The following is a 16,084-nucleotide window of genomic DNA, read 5'->3' as shown; positions in this document are numbered from 1 at the left end:
CCATCTCAGCCGCAGGTACTTCCATGACGCCCGCCATCCGTATCGGCCCGCTTGTCTTTCCCTCGGAGCTGCTGGTCCTCATCATTGCGGCAGCCATCGGCTTACTGGCCGCCAGGCTGCTCACCCGCAAGCAGGCGGCCGTGACCGCCGCGCCGTCCGACACCGGCGCGGTGCTATGGCGCGCGCTCATCACCGGCCTGGTCGTCGCCCGGCTGGGTTTCGTCTGGCAGTACCCGGCGCACTTCCTGGAGAACCCGCTGCGCATCCTGGACCTGCGCGACGGCGGCTGGGCCGGCATGGCCGGGCTGGCCGCGGCCTGGGCCTATGCGCTGTATGCGGCGCTGCGTCGCAAGGCGCCCCGGCCCGCGCTGCTGGGCGCACTGGCGCTGGCAAGCGTGGTCTGGATAGGCGGCGGACGTTGGCTGGCGCCCACGCCCCAGGCGCAACCCGAACTGGCCGAGCTGGCCCTGCGCCAGCTGGACGGCGCGCCGGCCGGACTGGCGGTCTACCAAGGCAAGCCCACCGTCATCAATCTGTGGGCGAGCTGGTGTCCGCCCTGCCGCCGCGAAATGCCTGCGTTCGCCGCGGCGCAGGCGGCGCATCCTGGCGTGAATTTCGTCTTCCTGAACCAGGCCGAGGCCCCGCCGGCGGTCACCGATTTCCTGGCGCAGCATGCGCCGTCGTTGCGCAACGTGCTGCTGGATCCCGCAGGCGCGGCCTCGCGCCAGATGAGCAACCGCGGCCTGCCGGCCACGCTGTTCCTGGATGCTGAGGGGCGGCTGGTGGACCTGCGCGTGGGCGAGCTGTCGGCCGCCTCGCTGGCCCAGCGCCTGGATACGATCCAGGAGCCGGCCAGCGGCGATTGAGCGGGAAGCGATTCAGGTTTGCGGCTCGGCCAGGACGCGGGCGCAGGGCAAAGCCTGCCCATCCATATCGCGTTCGAACAGTGACAAACGCTGGCCTGCCTGGACGGGAGATTCTTCCAGGCGCACAACCAGCACCGGTCCCACAGGCAGCGCCCGGACGGTCGCGACTACCGTGGCAGGCGCGCCGTCCCTGGACGGCAACACCGTCCAGGCCTGCAGTTCCGCATATTCCACCGCAGCGGCCCGCGCCTGATCATGGCCGCAAGCCGGGCACCACAGCCGGGCGGGATAGACCAGATGACCGCAGCTGCAACATTGGCTGACCTTGATGCTCATCGTTCCTCCCGGGCCAGCACCGCAGCGTTGGCGCACATGCCGTAGCGCAGTTGAACCATGCCGTAGCCGGTGGCCACGCCATGGCGCGCGCCGCGCACCTGCCGGTCACCCGCCTGCCCCAACAGCTGGCGAGCGACCTCGACCAGGCCATGCATGCCGCCGGCCGTGCCGGCCTGCCCGGCGGACAACTGGCCGCCGGCGGTATTGACCGGCAAGTCGCGGCTGGCCAGGCGGCGCGCGATGAAGCCGGGCAGATCGTCCGCCCGGGCGAAACCCAGATCGCATAGTTGCGCGAGCGCCATGGCGGGATAGTCGTCATAGACACTGACCACGTCCATCTGGTCCGGCCCCAGGCCCGCACGCTGCCAGAGCGCGGGCGCAAACTCGGCGATGCCGGTCTGCAGCCCGTCTCCTTCCTGCTGGTCGCCGTTGTAGCGGGCATCGCTGGCCAGCAGCCTCACGCAAATCCCCGCCGGACGCGCACTCAGCACCAAGGCGCATGCGCCGCTGACCACCGGCACGCAGTCCATGCGGCCCAAGGGAGGCGCGATCAACGGCGCGGCCAGGTACTGCTCCAGGCTCAAGGGCTGGCGATAGGCGGCATTCGGATTCGCCGCCGCCCATTGGCGCTGCGCCACGCACAGCGCGCCATAGTCCTCCCGCTTGAGCCCGGTCCGCGCCATCTGCCGTTGCGTGAGCATGGCGAACAAGGGGTTCGGACCCTCGCAGCCCAAGGGGCTGAGATAGTCGCGCGCGCTGCGGTTGTAGCCGCGCACCAGTCCGGCGAAATCGGCCCCGGTGAAATGGTCTCCAGCCACCAGCACGATCGTCCCGGCCTGCCCGGCTTCCAGCGCGAGCCAGGCCTGGCGCAGCAGATTGATGGCGCTGGCGCCGCCCATCTCGTCCTGCATGCACCAGTTGAGCCGCAGCCCCAACTGCCACGCCAGATCGATGGCGCGGTCCGGACGCAGCGTGAATGAGGCCACGCCCAGCCCGTCCACACGGCCTGGCGCCAGCCCCGCGTTGCGCAGCGCCTGGGCAATCGCTTCGGCCATCAGGCCGGCCGTACTGGTCTGGGGACCGGGATGGCGCAAGGCGGGCGTTTCGCCCACACCGACGATGCCCGGATCGCTGGCCGCGCTCACGCCGACTCCTCGCGCGGCGGCTCCCGCGTCAGCAACAAGGTCAGCACGGTAACCGCGGCCATGCCCACCAGGAACCACGCCACGGGCGTCGCCGACTCATACTTGCGCAATAGCGCCATGGCGATCAGCGGCGACAAGCCCCCGGCGAAAACAGAGGCAAGCTCATGCCCCAGCGCCAATCCCGTGTAGCGGACTTCCGCGGGAAACAGTTCGGCGAAATACGCCGGCTGGGTCCCGATCATGGCGGCATGGCACACCGTGTTGCCCAGGAAAAACGCCAGGAAGATCCACACCGGCTCCTTGGTCTGCACCAGCCAGAAAAATGGGAATGCCACCAGCACCAGGCCGGCCGAACCGATCAGGTATACCGTGCGCCGGCCGATGCGGTCGGACAGGTGGCCAAACCAGACCAGGGTGCCCAGCTCGATGAACATCGACAGCAGCACGCCGCCCAGCATGACGTCGTTGGGAATACCCAGGAACTTGCCATAGGCCAGCGCGAACGCCAGGAAGATGTACGAGCCGCCATTCTCGGCCACGCGCAGCCCCATCGCCGTAAAGACCTGGCGCGGATAGCGGCGGAACACCTCCACCGCCGGCATGCCGCGTTTGGCCGTCTTGGCGGCCTGCACGAATTCATCGCTTTCCGGAATGTGCTTGCGGATGTACAGGCCCACCCCGAAGATCAGCACGCTCAAGAGAAACGGCAGGCGCCAGCCCCAGCTCATGAAGGCCTCCTGCGGCAGCTGCTGCGCCAGCATGAAGACGCCCGACGACAGCACGAAGCCGCCCGCCACGCCCAATTGGCTGAAGGACGAGAAGTAGCCGCGGCGTTTGCCCCCGACCGCCTCGCTGATCAACAGCACGCCGCCGCCCCACTCACCGCCCGCGGCCGCGCCCTGCAGGATGCGCAGCACCACCATGGCCACCGGCGCCCAGAAGCCCACCTGATCGTAGGTGGGCAGCAGCCCGATCAGGAACGTCGCCGCGCCCATCAGGCCCAGCGTCCACTCAAGCGCCAGCTTGCGGCCGTAGCGGTCGCCGATATGGCCGAAGATCACGCCGCCCAGCGGCCGCGCCAGGAATCCCACGGCAAAGCCTGCAAAGGCCCCCATGGTGCCCAGCAGCGGATCGGTGCCCTTGGGAAAGAACAATTCGCCGAACACCAGCGCCGCCGCCGTGCCGTAGATGAAGAAGTCATACCATTCCATCGCGTTGCCCGCGACGGAGGCCATCACCACGCGCCGAGTGCGCTTTCTGCGCGCATCGTCGCCAGCGGCCGCGGCCGCCCCCTTGTATGCCATCGTCATTGCCGCCCCTTGTATGTTTTGAATGGAACCATGGCGCTCAGCGCGCCACGCGATAGCCGGCGGCGTCCCGGTCCCAGGCGTCGCCGGTGATGCCCTCATCCCGCAACTGGAACTTGCGGATCTTGCCGTTCTCGGTGCGCGGCAGGTCGTCCAGCACGCGCAGGTAGCGCGGCACGGCGAAATACGGCATGCGCGGCTGGCAGAAATCAAGCAGCGATTGAGGCGTGATGGCCTGCCCGGTCTTGTAGACCAGCGCGGCCATGACCTCGTCCTCGGCCAACTCCGAACGCACCGCATAGACCGCCACGGCGGCAACCGACGGATGCGCCAGTAGCACCTGCTCCACCTCGTACGAGGAAATGTTCTCGCCGCGCCGGCGGATCGCGTCCTTCATGCGGTCCAGGAAGCGGAAGTAGCCGTCGGCCTCGCGGACCACGCGGTCCCCCGTGTGGAACCAGAGGTTGCGCCATGCGTCCACGGTCTTGTCGTCCATGCCGAAATACCCAGTCGCAATCGCGAACGGCATGTGCGCGCGCAGCAGCAGTTCGCCCGGCGTGCCGTCGGGCACTGCGGCGTCGTGCTCGTCAGCCGCGATCGCGTCGAATTCGGGTGCGGCGCGGCCCATCGTGCCTGGGCGCTGTCCGGCCAGCGTGCCGCCCAGCGCGAAGTTGGTCTCGGTGGAGCCGTAGCCTTCCAGCAGCGCGATGCCGGTGCGTTCGGCGAACACCGCATGGAAGCGTTCAGGAACCCCAGGCGCCAGCGCAATCCGCGCGCGGTGGCGCCGTTCGGCCGCGGCGGGCGGCTGCGCCAGCAGCATGGGCACCATGGCGCCCAGCAAATAGGTCACCGTGGCGCCCGTGGCCTCGAGCCGGTCGAAATAGCGGCTGGCCGAAAAGCGTTCATCGCAAACGATGGTTGCGCCCGTGACCAGGGCCTGAAAGCAGGCGTTCAAGGCATTGGTGTGAAAGAGCGGCAGGCTCGTGTAGAGCACATCGCTGTCGGCGATTTCCAGATTGCGCGCGGCGATCCTGCCCCACCAATAGAACTGCGCGTGCGGACAGCACACGCCCTTGGACAGGCCGGACGTGCCCGAGGTGTACAGGATGGCCAAGGTATCTCCCGGCCCGACGTCGGCCGCCGGCGGGAGCGGCGTGTCCGGCGCGGGCGGCGGCGCGCTGGCCGGGACCGGCAGCGCCAACGCGTCGGCATTCCCGTCCAGCAGCCAGATGCGGTTCAAGGCCAGGGATCGCGTATCCAGCGCCGCCAACGCGGGACAGGACGCGGCGTCGGCCACCAGCAACCGGCAACCGCTGTTGGCCAGGATGTGTTGCAGCTGCATGCCGCGCGACGCCGTGTTGATGGGCACCACCACCGCGCCCAGCCAGCCGCAGCCCAACACGATGGACAGGAATTCATGCCGGTTGCCTGCCATCAGGCCGACCCGGTCGCCCCGGGCGACGCCGGCCGCGGCCAGGCGCGCGGCCCAGGCCGCCGCATGGTCGGGCGCGTCGCCATAACGCAGCGAGCCGCCTGGCGCCTGCACCCATGTGCGCACGCCCCAACGGGCGCCCTGCTCCAGCAACAACGACGGCAGTGTCAACGCATGCATGGCGGTGCTTCCCCTGTGTTGCGGCCATCGGCAAGCGTTGCCCCAGCCCTATGAAATTAGTCTAGGAATCAACTATTTATATGTCAAATTTATAGGTATTATTTATCTTATAAATCAGGCTGATATGAGAGGCATGCATGGACTTCGACCTGAACCTCATGCGGGTTTTCCTGACCGTGCTGCACGAGCGCAGCGTCACCCGGGCAGCGCAGCGCCTGAACCTGACGCAGCCCGCCGTGAGCTACGCGCTGGCGCGCCTGCGCGAAAAGTTCGACGACCCCTTGTTCGTCCGCACGGCGTCCGGCATGCAGCCCACGCCGGTGGCGTTTGCCCTGGCCGAGCCTATCGAACGCGGCATGAACAGCTTTGCCGAAGCCGTGAGCCTGCGGCAGCGCTTCGAGCCGGCCAGCAGCACCCGGCGCTTTCGCCTGTCCATGTCCGATATCGGTGAAATGGTGTTCCTGCCGTCGCTGATGGAACGCGTTCACGCCTTGGCGCCGCGCCTGCAAGTCGAGGTACTGGAAGTTCCATTGGAACGGCTGCCGCAGGCGCTCAAGGAAGGCGAGGTCGATCTCGCCATCGGCAACCTGGCCGGGCTGGGCAGCGAAACCTGCCATGCCGAACTATTCCGCGAACGCTACACCTGCATGGGCCGGCGCGGCCATCCGGTCTTGTCGGCCGGCCTGACACGCAGCCAGTTCAAGCGCCTGGACCACATCCTGGTGGCCTCGCGCGCCAGCGCCCACCGCCTGCTGGACGACGTGTTGAGCGAGGCCGGGCTGCCGCGCAGGCCTTATCTGACCTTGCCGCATTTTTCAGCGGCGGCCGAGATCTTGCGGCGCACCGATCTCACCATGACCTTGCCCCTGCGGGCGGCAATCTGGTTCAACCGGGACGACGCCTTTCAGATACGCCCGCTGCCCATCGCCCTGCCGCCCCTGTCCGTGACCGTGCATTGGCACGCCCGCTTCGAAAGCGACCCCGGCACGGCCTGGCTGCGCCGCCTGGTGGTGGAAACGCTGGCGGACCCGGATCCGGCCTGAGCCGCAGCGGGCCGCCGGCCCGCTCCGTGGGGCGCTTGCCGCCGCGCTATCCCATCGCGGCCAGCATCAGGTCCAGGTTCTGAACCGCCGCTCCCGACGCGCCCTTGCCCAGGTTGTCGAACACTGCCGTCAGCAGTACCTGCCCCTCCTGGACATTGCCGTAGACGGCCAGGCGCAGATCGTTGCTGCCATTGAGCGCCTGGGGATCCAGGTGGGTGTGGGCGGCCGCGTCCTGCGGCGCCACCACCTGCACATGCCTGGCGCCTTCGTAGTGCTGTTGCAGGCAGGCCTGCAGACGTTGCATGTCGACACCCTCGGGCAACAGGCGCAACTGCAACGGCACCGTCAGCACAATGCCCTGGCGATACGCGCCGTAGGCCGGCACGAACACCGGCCGCTGCGTCAGGCCGGAATGGCGTTCGATTTCCGGCGTGTGCTTGTGCGCCAGGCCCAGCCCGTAGAGCTGGAATGCCGGTCCGCCGCCGCCATCGGCGGCCTCATACGCGTCCACCGCGGCGCGGCCGCCGCCCGAGTAGCCCGACACCGCGTGGATCACCACGGGATAGTCGGCCGGCACCAGCCCCGCGCGCAGCAGCGGCCCCAGCAAGGCGATCGCGCCCGTGGGATAGCAGCCGGGATTGCTCACGCGCCGGGCCTGGGCGATCAGCCCGGCCTGCTCCGCGTTCATTTCCGGGAAACCGTAGACCCAGCCTGCCGCCGTGCGGTGGGCGGAACTGGCGTCTATCACCCGCACGTCCGGGTTGACGATGGAAGCGGCAGCCTGCCGCGCCGGCTCGTCGGGCAGGCAGAGGATGGCGATGTCGCAGCCGTTGATCGCCTGCGCGCGGCGCTGCGGGTCCTTACGCTCCGCTGCGGGCAGCGTCAGCAGCTGCAGGTCCGCGCGCCCATGCAGGCGTTCGTGGATCTGCAGGCCGGTGGTGCCCTGGTCGCCGTCGATGAAAACTAGAGGATGGGTCATGGCGCTTGCGTCCTGGATCAAAGGGAGCGCCGGAACGTTCCGGGCGCAGGACCTCATCATCGGTCCGGATCGTAGATAACAAAAGTCGAATATCATGACTATCCAATTCAGCTTTCCTGAACGAGACCGCCATGCGTGAAATCAGCCTGGACCGCCTGCGCACCCTGGTCGCCATCGCCGACCTGGGCTCGTTCGCCGACGCGGCCCGCGCGCTGCATCTGGCGCCGCCCACCATCAGCCTGCACGTGGCCGACCTGGAGGCGCGTATCGGCGCGCCGCTGCTCACGCGCAAGCGCGGCCAGGTCCGGCCCACCTCCATCGGCGAAACCCTGCTGGAACGCGCGCGCCGCTTGCTGGCCGACGCCGACCAGGCGCTGGACGACGTGCAGCGTCAGGTGCAAGGGCTGGCCGGGCGCGTGCGGCTGGGCGCCTCCACCGGCGCCATCGCCCATCTGCTGCCGCAGGCGCTGGAAACGCTGGGCCGCAACCATCCCGGCATCGACGTGCAGGTGGCCGTGCTGACTTCCCAGGAAACCTTGCTGCGCCTGGCCGACGGCTCGCTGGACGTGGGCCTGGTGGCCCTGCCCCAGCCGCCGCTGGAGGGCCTGGTGCTGCGCCCGTGGCGGCGCGATCCGGTCATGGCCTTCCTGCCCGCAAGCTGGCAGGCGCCCGCGCGTCTGACGCCGGCCTGGCTGGCCGAGCGGCCGTTGATCCTGAACGACGCCAGCACGCGGCTGTCGCGCCTGACGGGGGAATGGTTCGCCGCCGCGGGCCTGAACCCGCGCGCCCGCATCCAGCTGAACTACAACGACGCGATCAAGAGCCTGGTCGCCGCGGGCTACGGCGCCACCCTGCTGCCGCACGAAGCCACCGCGCCGCAGCCGGATCCGCGCATCGAGATGCGCCCGCTGCGGCCCGCGCTATGGCGTCCGTTGGGCATCGCCCATCGCGCCGGACAAGTAGAGCAAGCCACCCGGCATGTGCTGGACGTCTTGTGGGAACTGCGGGCCTCAGCGTCCCACTGAAGGCGTGCGGCGGAAGTACGCGTTGCGCTGGCTCTCTTCGCGCAGCCGCCGCGCGCGCGAGCGGAACAGGTCCTTGCGCCCCACGATGCCGACCAGCCGGCCGTTGACCCGGTCCAGGATGGGCACTCGCCCCGCGCCGGTCAGCGCCATGCGGTCGGCGATCTGGCTGGCCAATTCCTCGGGATGGCCGTACACCAGGTCACGTCCTTGCAGGGCATCACCCAGCGTGCGTCCGGTCTGCTCGTCGTCGATCGCCCAGGCCAGGGTGTCGGCGCGCGTGACCTCGCCCACCACCACGCCTTGCGCGTCCAGCACCGGGTAGCTGGTATGCACCGGCTGCGCCGTCGTGAAATGCGCGATGGCCTGCGCCACCGTCCAGTCGGCCGGCAGGGTCTCGACCGGCGTGGTCATGACCTGGCTGACGCGCAGCAGGTCGAAGGGATCGACGCGGTACTCGCGGCTGATATGGTGGCCGCGCCGCGCGATTTTCTCGGTCAGGATGGATCGTTTCAGCAGCAGCACCGTGACTCCGTACGCGAACACGCAAGCTGCAAGCACCGGCAAGAGCGCGCCCATGTCGCCGGTCAGCTCCACCGCGAACAGGGTCGCGGTGAGCGGCGCGCGCATGGTGCCGCCCATCATCGCGGCCATGCCCAGCAGTGCCCAGAAGCCCGGGGCCGCCTGCGGCAAGAGCGGCGTCGCCAGCGCGCCCAGCGCGCCGCCGAATATCAGCAGCGGCGCCAGCACCCCGCCCGAGGTGCCCGAGCCCAGCGCAACGGACCAGATGATGACCTTGACCACCAGCAGCAGCAACACGGCCTGGAACGCCAGATCGCCCGCCAGCAGATGGCGGATATTGTCGTAGCCCACGCCCAGCGCCGCCGGTTCGATCAGTCCGCCGATGCCGATGACCAGGCCGCCGAAGGCCGGCCACCACATCCAGTGCAGAGGCAGTTTTTCGAACAGGTCCTCGGCGGTGTAGACCATGGACGTCAGCACGCCCGACCCCAGGCCCGCCAGCACGCCGACGACGGCGCAGGCCAGCAGATGCGCCGGCGTGAACGACAGTGCGCCGGCGTAGGCGAAGATCGGCCCGGCATCCAGCACGAAGGCGCGCGTGGCCGCCGCCACCAAGGCGGCCATGGCCACCGGCAGGAAGCTGCGCGGCTTCCATTCGAACAGCAGCAGCTCGACCGCCAGCAGTACCGCCGCCAGCGGGGTGGCAAAGATGGCCGTCATGCCCGCGGCGGCGCCGGCCACCAGCAGGGTCTTGCGCTCGCCGTCGTCCAGGTGGATGGTCTGCGCCAGCAGGGAACCGATGGCGCCGCCCGTCATGATGATGGGGCCCTCGGCGCCGAACGGGCCGCCCGTGCCGATGGAGATCGCGGAAGACACCGGCTTCAACACGGCCACCTTGGGCTGGATGCGGCTCTTGCCGATCAGGATGGCTTCCATGGCTTCCGGAATCCCGTGGCCGCGGATCTTCTCCGAGCCATAGCGCGCCATCAGGCCGATGATCAGGCAGCCCACGACCGGAATGGCGACGGAGGCCAGCCCGAGGTGGCCTGTCGTGATGGGCTGATCCTCGAAGGAAAACTGGTGGTGGTAGGCCAGGTTGGTGCACAGCGCGATCAGGCGCAGCAAGGCCCAGGCCGCGGCCACGCTGGCCAGGCCGACCGGAATGGCCAGGCCCATGAGCAGGACCACGCGCTTGTCCGTGGTGAAGTCGCCCAGGCGCAGCGCGGCCCGGGCAGAGGAAGAAGTGGGAGGCATGTTCGAAGGGAGGAAGAATCTCGCAGGGATTTGCGAAATGTCATATATATCGTATCACGACATATATTAGAATCAGTCGGGTGAAACAGCCCCCGCCCCCTCCCCAGTTGACCGCCACGGACTACGAACTGCTGGCCGACTTCCGCTATGCGCTGCGCCGCTTTGCCGCGTTCAGCGAAAACGCCGCCGCCGGCCTGGACCTGATGCCGCAGCAGCACCAGGCCCTGCTCGCCATCAAAGGCACCCGCAAGAGCACGCCCGGCCGCCGCGGCCTGTACGTGGGAGAAATCGCCGAACGCCTGCTGATCCGTCCCCACACCGCCGCCGAACTGGTGGGCCGGCTGGCGCGCCTGGATCTGGTCAGCCGCGAAGCCGACCCCGAGGACGGCCGCCGCGTCGAAGTCGTGCTGACCGCCCGCGCCGAGCGCATGCTGGAAGACCTGTCGGCTTCGCACCTGGAAGAATTGCGCGCCATGCGCCCGCTGCTGACGCGCCTGCTCACGCGCATCGGCGACGAGCCCGGCGAAGCCTGAAACGCGCCGTGCTGCATAAGCTTATGCAGCACGGCCTGGCCCCGCGTGATAAATTGTCGCCCCGCGACATATTAAAGATGCGCGAGGAGATCGTTTTGGGTGTTGCAATCAAGCGCTGGCTGGGCTCGTTCGCGCCAGCGCCGGTGGGCGTCAACGGACGCGAGAAACTCTACGGCGTGCTGGGCGCGCTGCTCGGCCTGCTCTGCACGGAATGGGTCGGCCGCCATGCGCTGGGCGATGCCAGCCCCTGGTTCATCGCTCCCATGGGCGCTTCCGCGGTGTTGCTGTTCGCCGCGCCCGCCAGTCCGCTCGCCCAACCCTGGTCCATCATGGCCGGCAACCTGGTCTCGGCCCTGATCGGCGTGTTCTGCGCCCAATTCATCCCCGTGCCCGGGGTGGCGGCCGCCGTGGCGGTGGCCCTGGCCATCGGCGCCATGTTCTCGCTGCGCTGCCTGCATCCGCCCAGCGGCGCGGTGGCGCTGACCGCCGTGCTGGGCGGCCCCACCGTCGCCAGCCTGGGCTACGGCTTCGCGCTGTGGCCGGTGGCGCTGAATTCCGCCATCCTGCTGTGCATCGCCGTGGTCTTCAATGGCGCGCTCAAGCGCAACTATCCGCGCCGCCACGCCGACCCTGCCGCCGGCCACAACACGCGCGACCTGGCGCCCAGCGCGCGCCTGGGCTTCAGCCTGGCCGACCTGGACGACGCGCTCACGCAGCGCGGCGAACTGCTGGACATCAGCAAGGAAGACCTGGAAGAAATCGTGCTGGCCGCGGAAATGCGCGCCAGCGTGCGCCGCTTCGGCGACGTGCATTGCGCCGACATCATGTCGCGCGACGTGGTGACGGTGCAGGCCCAGGATCCGCTGGACTACGCCGTGCGCCTGTTCGACAAGCACCGCCTGCAGGCGCTGCCGGTGCTCGATTCGGCCGGGCGCTACGCCGGCATGGTCAGCCAGGGCGACGTGCTGGCACGCAAAACGCGGCTCGTGGCCGTCGCCGCCGACGCGGACGCCGCGCCCGACCTGCTGGTGGCCGACTGCATGCGCAGCGAAGTGCCCTTCGCCACCCCGGGCCTGCCCGTCATCGAGCTGGCCCGCCCCATGTCGGACAGCCTGCATTGCGTGCCGGTGCTGGATGAAGCGCGCAACCTGGTCGGACTGGTGACGCAATCGGACCTGGTAGCCGCGCTCTACCAGATCGCGCTGGCGGCCAGCTCGCAGGCGTCGGACCCGGACGCCCAGAAGCTGGCGGCCTGAGCGCCAGCCCTCCGTAGCCCTACGGATTCCTGCCCGCGCCGGCCGCAAGGCATAATTTCAGGCGTGAATCCCCTATCGCGCGCTCGCGCCTTCTTCTGCTGGCTGGTCCTGTTCGCCCTCGGCGCCCTGTGGATCGGGCGGCAGGATTACGTCGACCAGTACGAACGCTTCACCCAGAGCACCAGCGTGGCGCAGCGCATGCTGAGCCAGAAAACGGTGCAGCATGAGGCCGTGCTGGCGACCCTGGCCGCCCTCTCCCATCCTCCCGCTCCCGAACGCCTGTATCCCAGCCTGCAACCGGCCATGCCGCAATTGCTGGGGCTGGGCTACCTGCCCGGCGGCGCCTGGAGCGGCAACGTGGCGGAACCTGCCGGCCTTGCAGCCGCCGTCGAACGCGCGCGCGGCCTGGCGCGCCCGGTGACGCTGCCTGTGGACAATGCCCGCTACTGGCTGGTGGCGCCGTCCGGCTGGAGCCTGCTGCTGGACGCCCGCCAACTGGTGCCCGCCGCCGACTTTCCACCCGGGCTGGCCAACCTGACCCTGACCGTGGACCAGACCCCGCTGCCGCTGCTGGACAAGCAGCCCGACGCCGGCGCCCCTGGCTGGCCGCTGGCCCTGCAAAAGCCGCTGGGCGCGGCCAGCCAACCCTTCCAGATGCGCAGCACGCGCAAGCTGACCCCGGGCGTCTGGCCCTGGGCCACCTGGCTGGCCTGGGGCCTGGCCAGCGCGCTGCTGGTGGTCGGCGCCGCGGCCTGGCAGCGTTCGCTCGCCCAGGCCCGCCGCCAGCAGGAGCAACTGCGCCTGGGCGCCATGGCGCGCCTGAGCACGCTGGGCGAGATGGCCGCCGGCATCGCCCACGAACTGAACCAGCCGCTGACCGCCATCCTGGCCCAGACCCGCGCCGCCGAGAGGCTGCTGGACGACGACGAGGAACGCCCCGCGGTGCGCCATGCGCTACTGGCCAGCGCCGAACAGGCCAAGCGCGCCGCCGACATCATCAGCCGCATGCGCGCCCTGGTGCAGCCCAGTTCGCCCGCCCGCCGCGTAGCGCTGGACCCGGACGCGCTGGTGGCATCGTTGCGCTTCCTGCGCGAAGCCGAACTGGCCAGGCAGGGCATACGGCTGAGCTGGCACAACGCCAGCCCCGGCGTCCGCCCGCTGGGCGACCGCGTGGCCCTGGAGCAGATCCTGCACAACCTGGTGCAAAACGCCGCCGACGCCTTGACTGGCGTTTCCGGGCCACGCCAGATTTCACTGGAAGGCCGCACCGACGGCGAGGACTACCTGTTCAGCGTCAGCGACACCGGCCCCGGCATCGCCGCCGACGCGCTGCCGCGCCTGTTCGCCCCCTTCTACACCACGCGGCCGCAAGGCATGGGCCTGGGACTGGCGCTGTGCGAAACGTTGGCCGGCTCCATGGACGGCCGCATCGCCGCGCGCAATCTCAGCCCGGCAGGCGCCTGCTTCACGGTAAGCCTGCCGCGCTCCGGCGCTGCCGCATGACTATGCAGGACATTCCCATGCTCGAACAATCCCCGCTGGTCTACCTGGTCGACGACGACGACGCGGTGCGCGACGGCCTGGCGCTGCTCTTGCGCAGCGTCGGCCTGCGCAGCGAGGGTCACGGCGATCCGCTGGCCTTCCTGGCCCAGCTGCATCCGCAAACCATCGGCTGCGTGGTCCTGGACATCCGCATGCCCGGCATCAGCGGCCTGGACGTGCTGAGCCGGCTGGCCGAACAATCGGACCTGCCGGTGGTCATGCTGACCGGTCACGCCAACGTCGACCTGTGCCGCCGCGCCTTCAAGGGCGGCGCCATGGAGTTCCTGCAAAAGCCGGTGGACGACGACGTCTTCCTCGACGCCGTGCAGGCCGCCGTGCGCACCCACATCGCCAGCCGCGAAAAGCTCGCGGTAACCCAGGCCGCGCAGGAACGCCTGGACAAGTTGTCCGGGCGCGAGCGCGACGTGCTGGAACGCATCGTGCAGGGCCTGAGCAACAAGGAGATCGCGCGCGAATTCGATCTGTCGCCGCGCACCGTCGAGACCTACCGCGCCAATGTCTTCGCCAAGCTGGAAGCGGAAAACCTGGCCGGGCTGATCCGCGAGTACGCGGGGCTGCTGGGCTAGCGCCCGCCCACGCTGCACGCAGCCTTGCGCCGAGCGGCCTCCGTAGCCCTACGGAGCCCCCAGCGTAGCCGACCGAATACCGCGGATCGGCCGCTATCCTTAAGCTGTCTGTTCCTGTCACCGACCCACAAAGGACACAGACATGTCGCCCAAACTCATCGCCTTCGCCACCCTGTTCGCCTGCGCCGGCGCCGCCAATGCCGCCGTGCTCAACGAAAGCAACCTGTCCATGGCCGACGCGCAGAAGCTGGCGACGGCCACCGTCGCCGCCTGCCAGGCCAAGGGCTACAACGTCAGCGCCTCGGTGGTGGACCGCGCCGGCCTGCTCAAGGCTTTCGCCCGCTCGGACAATGCCGGCCCGCACACTATCGAAGCCAGCCGCGCCAAGGCCTACACCGCGGCGTCGGCCAAGGCCCCGACGCTGACGATGCTGGAAAACGTGCAGAAGAACCCGGCCGCGGCCACCTTGACCGACATCCCCGGCTTCCTGGTACTGGGCGGCGGCGTGCCCGTCAAGGCCGGCTCCGCGGTGATCGGCGCCATCGGCGTGGCGGGCGCTCCCGGCGGCAACCTGGACGCGCAATGCGCCGACGCCGCCCTGCAAGAGAACGCCGCGCTGTTCAAGTAAGCCGCAGCCGGACCGGGCGCGGTGCGTTTGCCGCGCCGACGGCATCGCGGTAGGCTTGGGGCGCCATGCCCCAGCCGCCCTCCCTGTCCCTGCTCGATGCCACGCTGCGCCGCACTGCCCGGCGCTACCGCGTGCCGGCCGTTTCCAGAATACCTGTCGAGGGCGCCCCGTCCGCCACCGCGCTGGCCGTCGCCATCGAACAGGCCCGCCTGTCGCTTGAAACCGGCGCCCCGCCGCCGCCCGCCATCAAACAGTCCTTTCTCTTTGCCCTGGCGCGCCTGATCCGCGATGCCATGCGCGAGTCCGACGGCGATCCCGTATTCCAGGCCATGCTGTTGCGGCACCGCCTGGCTCCCGTGCGCGAGTACGCCTCCCTGGCCGCCCGCGCCGCCCAGGACCGCCGCGAGGTCATCGCCGCCGCCAACGCCATAGCCCATCCCGCCAAGGTCGAGCGCATGCCGGCCGGCGCGGCGCGCGAGGCCATGGCTGCCCTGCAAGCCGCGGCCGCGTCCGAATCATGGACCACATTGCCGGAAGCCGCTAACCGTCTGACGAACCTGCCGGCCGACGCGCTGCCCGCCGCAACCTGCGCGATCCTCGAGCGCCTGCTCGCAAGTCCTGCGCTGGCGCATCTGCAACGGCTGGACGTTCTTGCCTCCGACGCCGACGTGCGCCGCTACCGCGCGCTGTGGGAACGACAAGGACCGAGTCCCGGCAGCGCGGTCGCCCTCGCCCAGGGCTCCGCATCGCGGCTGCGCGGCGACGCCGTCGAGGCGCAGGCTTTGAAGGCGCTGGAGGTCCTGGCCCGCCGCCTCAACGACGCCGATGGCCAAGACAGCTACCAGGCCGTGTCCTCCATGCGCGTGCCGCCATCGCTGCCCGCCAACGCCGAACGCGCCAAAAGCGAATGGGACGCCGCCCTGCTGCGCAGGACAGAGGACGCCAATGCGCCTGCGGCTTGGGATCTGTGCCTGCTGCTCGAAGCCAAGGCCTCGGCCGACGCCGCCGCCACCGACTTCCCGCGCCTGTTGCGCGGCCTGCGCCTGCTGGCGCACGCAGGGCCCCAGACTGACTATGCCTTCAGCACGCGCCAGGGCCGGTTCCCTTTGCGCGGCGCATCGCTGCGCGCGCTGCCCGCCGACGGCCCGCGGCTCGACACCAGCGTGCTTTATTTCTGCGACGGTCCCGCCGAGGCCATTCCCCGCCTGCTCAGCGCCGCCAGCCGCATGCAGCTGCTGTCCGCGCAGCCCAGCCTGGAGTACGCCAGCCGCCTGGCGCAGGGACTGGAGGCGGCCCCGGAAACACTGGAGCCGGTCTGGCGCCTGCTGCTGGAATCGTCGCAATGGACCGGCGTGCTGCAGCAGTACCCGACGCTATGCCAGGCGCGCGAACTGATGGTGCATCCGGATGACCTGATGGCGGCGATCGAAGGCGCCGCGCACTGAGGCCAGC

Annotated in this window: 15 protein-coding genes; 9 read left to right on the top strand and 6 right to left on the bottom strand. The window is 69.6% G+C overall.

Annotation, left to right across the window (positions count from 1 at the left end):
• Positions 1-23: 23 nt before the first annotated feature.
• Positions 24-866, top strand: coding sequence for a TlpA family protein disulfide reductase (locus AXYL_RS15125; protein WP_013393679.1), 843 nt, complete (start codon positions 24-26; stop codon positions 864-866).
• Positions 867-878: 12 nt separating this feature from the next.
• Here the strand turns inward: AXYL_RS15125 and AXYL_RS15120 are convergent, their stop codons facing one another.
• From AXYL_RS15120 to AXYL_RS15105, 4 genes are read right to left on the bottom strand one after another with little or no spacing between them, the layout of a single operon-like run.
• The gene (locus tag AXYL_RS15120) at positions 879-1,202 is read right to left on the bottom strand and encodes a zinc ribbon domain-containing protein (RefSeq protein WP_013393678.1); all 324 of its coding nucleotides are present in this window, start codon (positions 1,200-1,202) and stop codon (positions 879-881) included.
• Positions 1,199-2,347 carry a thiolase family protein gene (locus AXYL_RS15115; RefSeq protein ID WP_013393677.1) on the bottom strand — a complete coding sequence of 383 codons (1,149 nt, stop codon included), beginning with the start codon at positions 2,345-2,347 and terminating at the stop codon, positions 1,199-1,201. The genes AXYL_RS15120 and AXYL_RS15115 overlap by 4 nt, the downstream gene beginning before the upstream one ends.
• The gene (locus AXYL_RS15110) at positions 2,344-3,657 is read right to left on the bottom strand and encodes an MFS transporter (protein WP_013393676.1); all 1,314 of its coding nucleotides are present in this window, start codon (positions 3,655-3,657) and stop codon (positions 2,344-2,346) included. Before AXYL_RS15110 ends, AXYL_RS15115 begins: the two co-directional genes overlap by 4 nt.
• 37 nt (positions 3,658-3,694) lie before the next feature.
• Positions 3,695-5,266, bottom strand: coding sequence for an ATP-dependent acyl-CoA ligase (locus AXYL_RS15105; protein WP_013393675.1), 1,572 nt, complete (start codon positions 5,264-5,266; stop codon positions 3,695-3,697).
• A gap of 137 nt (positions 5,267-5,403) precedes the next feature.
• Here AXYL_RS15105 and AXYL_RS15100 point away from each other — a divergent pair, with 137 nt between their 5' ends.
• Positions 5,404-6,309: a LysR family transcriptional regulator gene (locus AXYL_RS15100; RefSeq protein WP_013393674.1), complete on the top strand. Its 906-nt coding sequence runs from the start codon at positions 5,404-5,406 to the stop codon at positions 6,307-6,309.
• Between the two features lie 46 nt (positions 6,310-6,355).
• On the opposite strand, the gene argC is transcribed toward AXYL_RS15100, so the two are convergent.
• The gene (argC, locus tag AXYL_RS15095) at positions 6,356-7,288 is read right to left on the bottom strand and encodes an N-acetyl-gamma-glutamyl-phosphate reductase (RefSeq protein WP_013393673.1); all 933 of its coding nucleotides are present in this window, start codon (positions 7,286-7,288) and stop codon (positions 6,356-6,358) included.
• A gap of 131 nt (positions 7,289-7,419) precedes the next feature.
• On the opposite strand from argC, the gene AXYL_RS15090 reads away from it, so the two are divergent.
• Positions 7,420-8,313, top strand: coding sequence for a LysR family transcriptional regulator (locus tag AXYL_RS15090; RefSeq protein WP_013393672.1), 894 nt, complete (start codon positions 7,420-7,422; stop codon positions 8,311-8,313).
• Here the strand turns inward: AXYL_RS15090 and AXYL_RS15085 are convergent.
• Positions 8,299-10,086, bottom strand: coding sequence for a chloride channel protein (locus AXYL_RS15085; protein ID WP_013393671.1), 1,788 nt, complete (start codon positions 10,084-10,086; stop codon positions 8,299-8,301). The two genes, AXYL_RS15090 and AXYL_RS15085, sit on opposite strands and share 15 nt — an antisense overlap.
• A gap of 80 nt (positions 10,087-10,166) precedes the next feature.
• Between AXYL_RS15085 and AXYL_RS15080 the strand changes: the two genes are divergently transcribed.
• The 6 genes from AXYL_RS15080 to AXYL_RS15055 all read left to right on the top strand — a co-directional run bounded on the left by AXYL_RS15080 (position 10,167) and on the right by AXYL_RS15055 (position 16,077).
• Complete coding sequence (locus AXYL_RS15080) at positions 10,167-10,619, top strand: MarR family winged helix-turn-helix transcriptional regulator (protein ID WP_013393670.1); 453 nt, start codon at positions 10,167-10,169, stop codon at positions 10,617-10,619.
• A gap of 95 nt (positions 10,620-10,714) precedes the next feature.
• Positions 10,715-11,875: an HPP family protein gene (locus AXYL_RS15075; RefSeq protein WP_041653512.1), complete on the top strand. Its 1,161-nt coding sequence runs from the start codon at positions 10,715-10,717 to the stop codon at positions 11,873-11,875.
• Between the two features lie 63 nt (positions 11,876-11,938).
• Positions 11,939-13,378, top strand: coding sequence for a sensor histidine kinase (locus AXYL_RS15070; RefSeq protein ID WP_013393668.1), 1,440 nt, complete (start codon positions 11,939-11,941; stop codon positions 13,376-13,378).
• Positions 13,379-13,395: 17 nt separating this feature from the next.
• Complete coding sequence (locus tag AXYL_RS15065) at positions 13,396-14,004, top strand: response regulator transcription factor (RefSeq protein ID WP_193353243.1); 609 nt, start codon at positions 13,396-13,398, stop codon at positions 14,002-14,004.
• A gap of 142 nt (positions 14,005-14,146) precedes the next feature.
• Entirely contained in the window at positions 14,147-14,632 is a 486-nt protein-coding gene (locus tag AXYL_RS15060) for a GlcG/HbpS family heme-binding protein (protein WP_013393666.1), read from the top strand.
• Positions 14,633-14,697: 65 nt separating this feature from the next.
• Complete coding sequence (locus tag AXYL_RS15055; RefSeq protein ID WP_013393665.1) at positions 14,698-16,077, top strand: hypothetical protein; 1,380 nt, start codon at positions 14,698-14,700, stop codon at positions 16,075-16,077.
• Positions 16,078-16,084: the final 7 nt, after the last annotated feature.

Origin of the sequence: Achromobacter xylosoxidans A8, assembly GCF_000165835.1 — a bacterium.
In the GTDB taxonomy this organism is placed as follows: Bacteria; Pseudomonadota; Gammaproteobacteria; order Burkholderiales; family Burkholderiaceae_B; genus Achromobacter; species Achromobacter xylosoxidans_B.
The sequence above is the reverse complement of the archived record's forward strand: the minus strand, read 5'-3'. Positions and strand labels throughout refer to the sequence as shown.

Excerpts from the sequence above, each read along its gene's own strand:
- AXYL_RS15120 (WP_013393678.1), bottom strand. The coding sequence starts at position 1,202 with ATGAGCATCAAGGTCAGCCAATGTTGCAGCTGCGGTCATCTGGTCTAT.
- AXYL_RS15090 (WP_013393672.1), top strand. The coding sequence starts at position 7,420 with ATGCGTGAAATCAGCCTGGACCGCCTGCGCACCCTGGTCGCCATCGCC.
- AXYL_RS15085 (WP_013393671.1), bottom strand. The coding sequence starts at position 10,086 with ATGCCTCCCACTTCTTCCTCTGCCCGGGCCGCGCTGCGCCTGGGCGAC.
- AXYL_RS15110 (WP_013393676.1), bottom strand. The coding sequence starts at position 3,657 with ATGACGATGGCATACAAGGGGGCGGCCGCGGCCGCTGGCGACGATGCG.
- AXYL_RS15125 (WP_013393679.1), top strand. The coding sequence starts at position 24 with ATGACGCCCGCCATCCGTATCGGCCCGCTTGTCTTTCCCTCGGAGCTG.
- AXYL_RS15055 (WP_013393665.1), top strand. The coding sequence starts at position 14,698 with ATGCCCCAGCCGCCCTCCCTGTCCCTGCTCGATGCCACGCTGCGCCGC.
- argC (WP_013393673.1), bottom strand. The coding sequence starts at position 7,288 with ATGACCCATCCTCTAGTTTTCATCGACGGCGACCAGGGCACCACCGGC.
- AXYL_RS15105 (WP_013393675.1), bottom strand. The coding sequence starts at position 5,266 with ATGCATGCGTTGACACTGCCGTCGTTGTTGCTGGAGCAGGGCGCCCGT.
- AXYL_RS15065 (WP_193353243.1), top strand. The coding sequence starts at position 13,396 with ATGCTCGAACAATCCCCGCTGGTCTACCTGGTCGACGACGACGACGCG.
- AXYL_RS15100 (WP_013393674.1), top strand. The coding sequence starts at position 5,404 with ATGGACTTCGACCTGAACCTCATGCGGGTTTTCCTGACCGTGCTGCAC.
- AXYL_RS15060 (WP_013393666.1), top strand. The coding sequence starts at position 14,147 with ATGTCGCCCAAACTCATCGCCTTCGCCACCCTGTTCGCCTGCGCCGGC.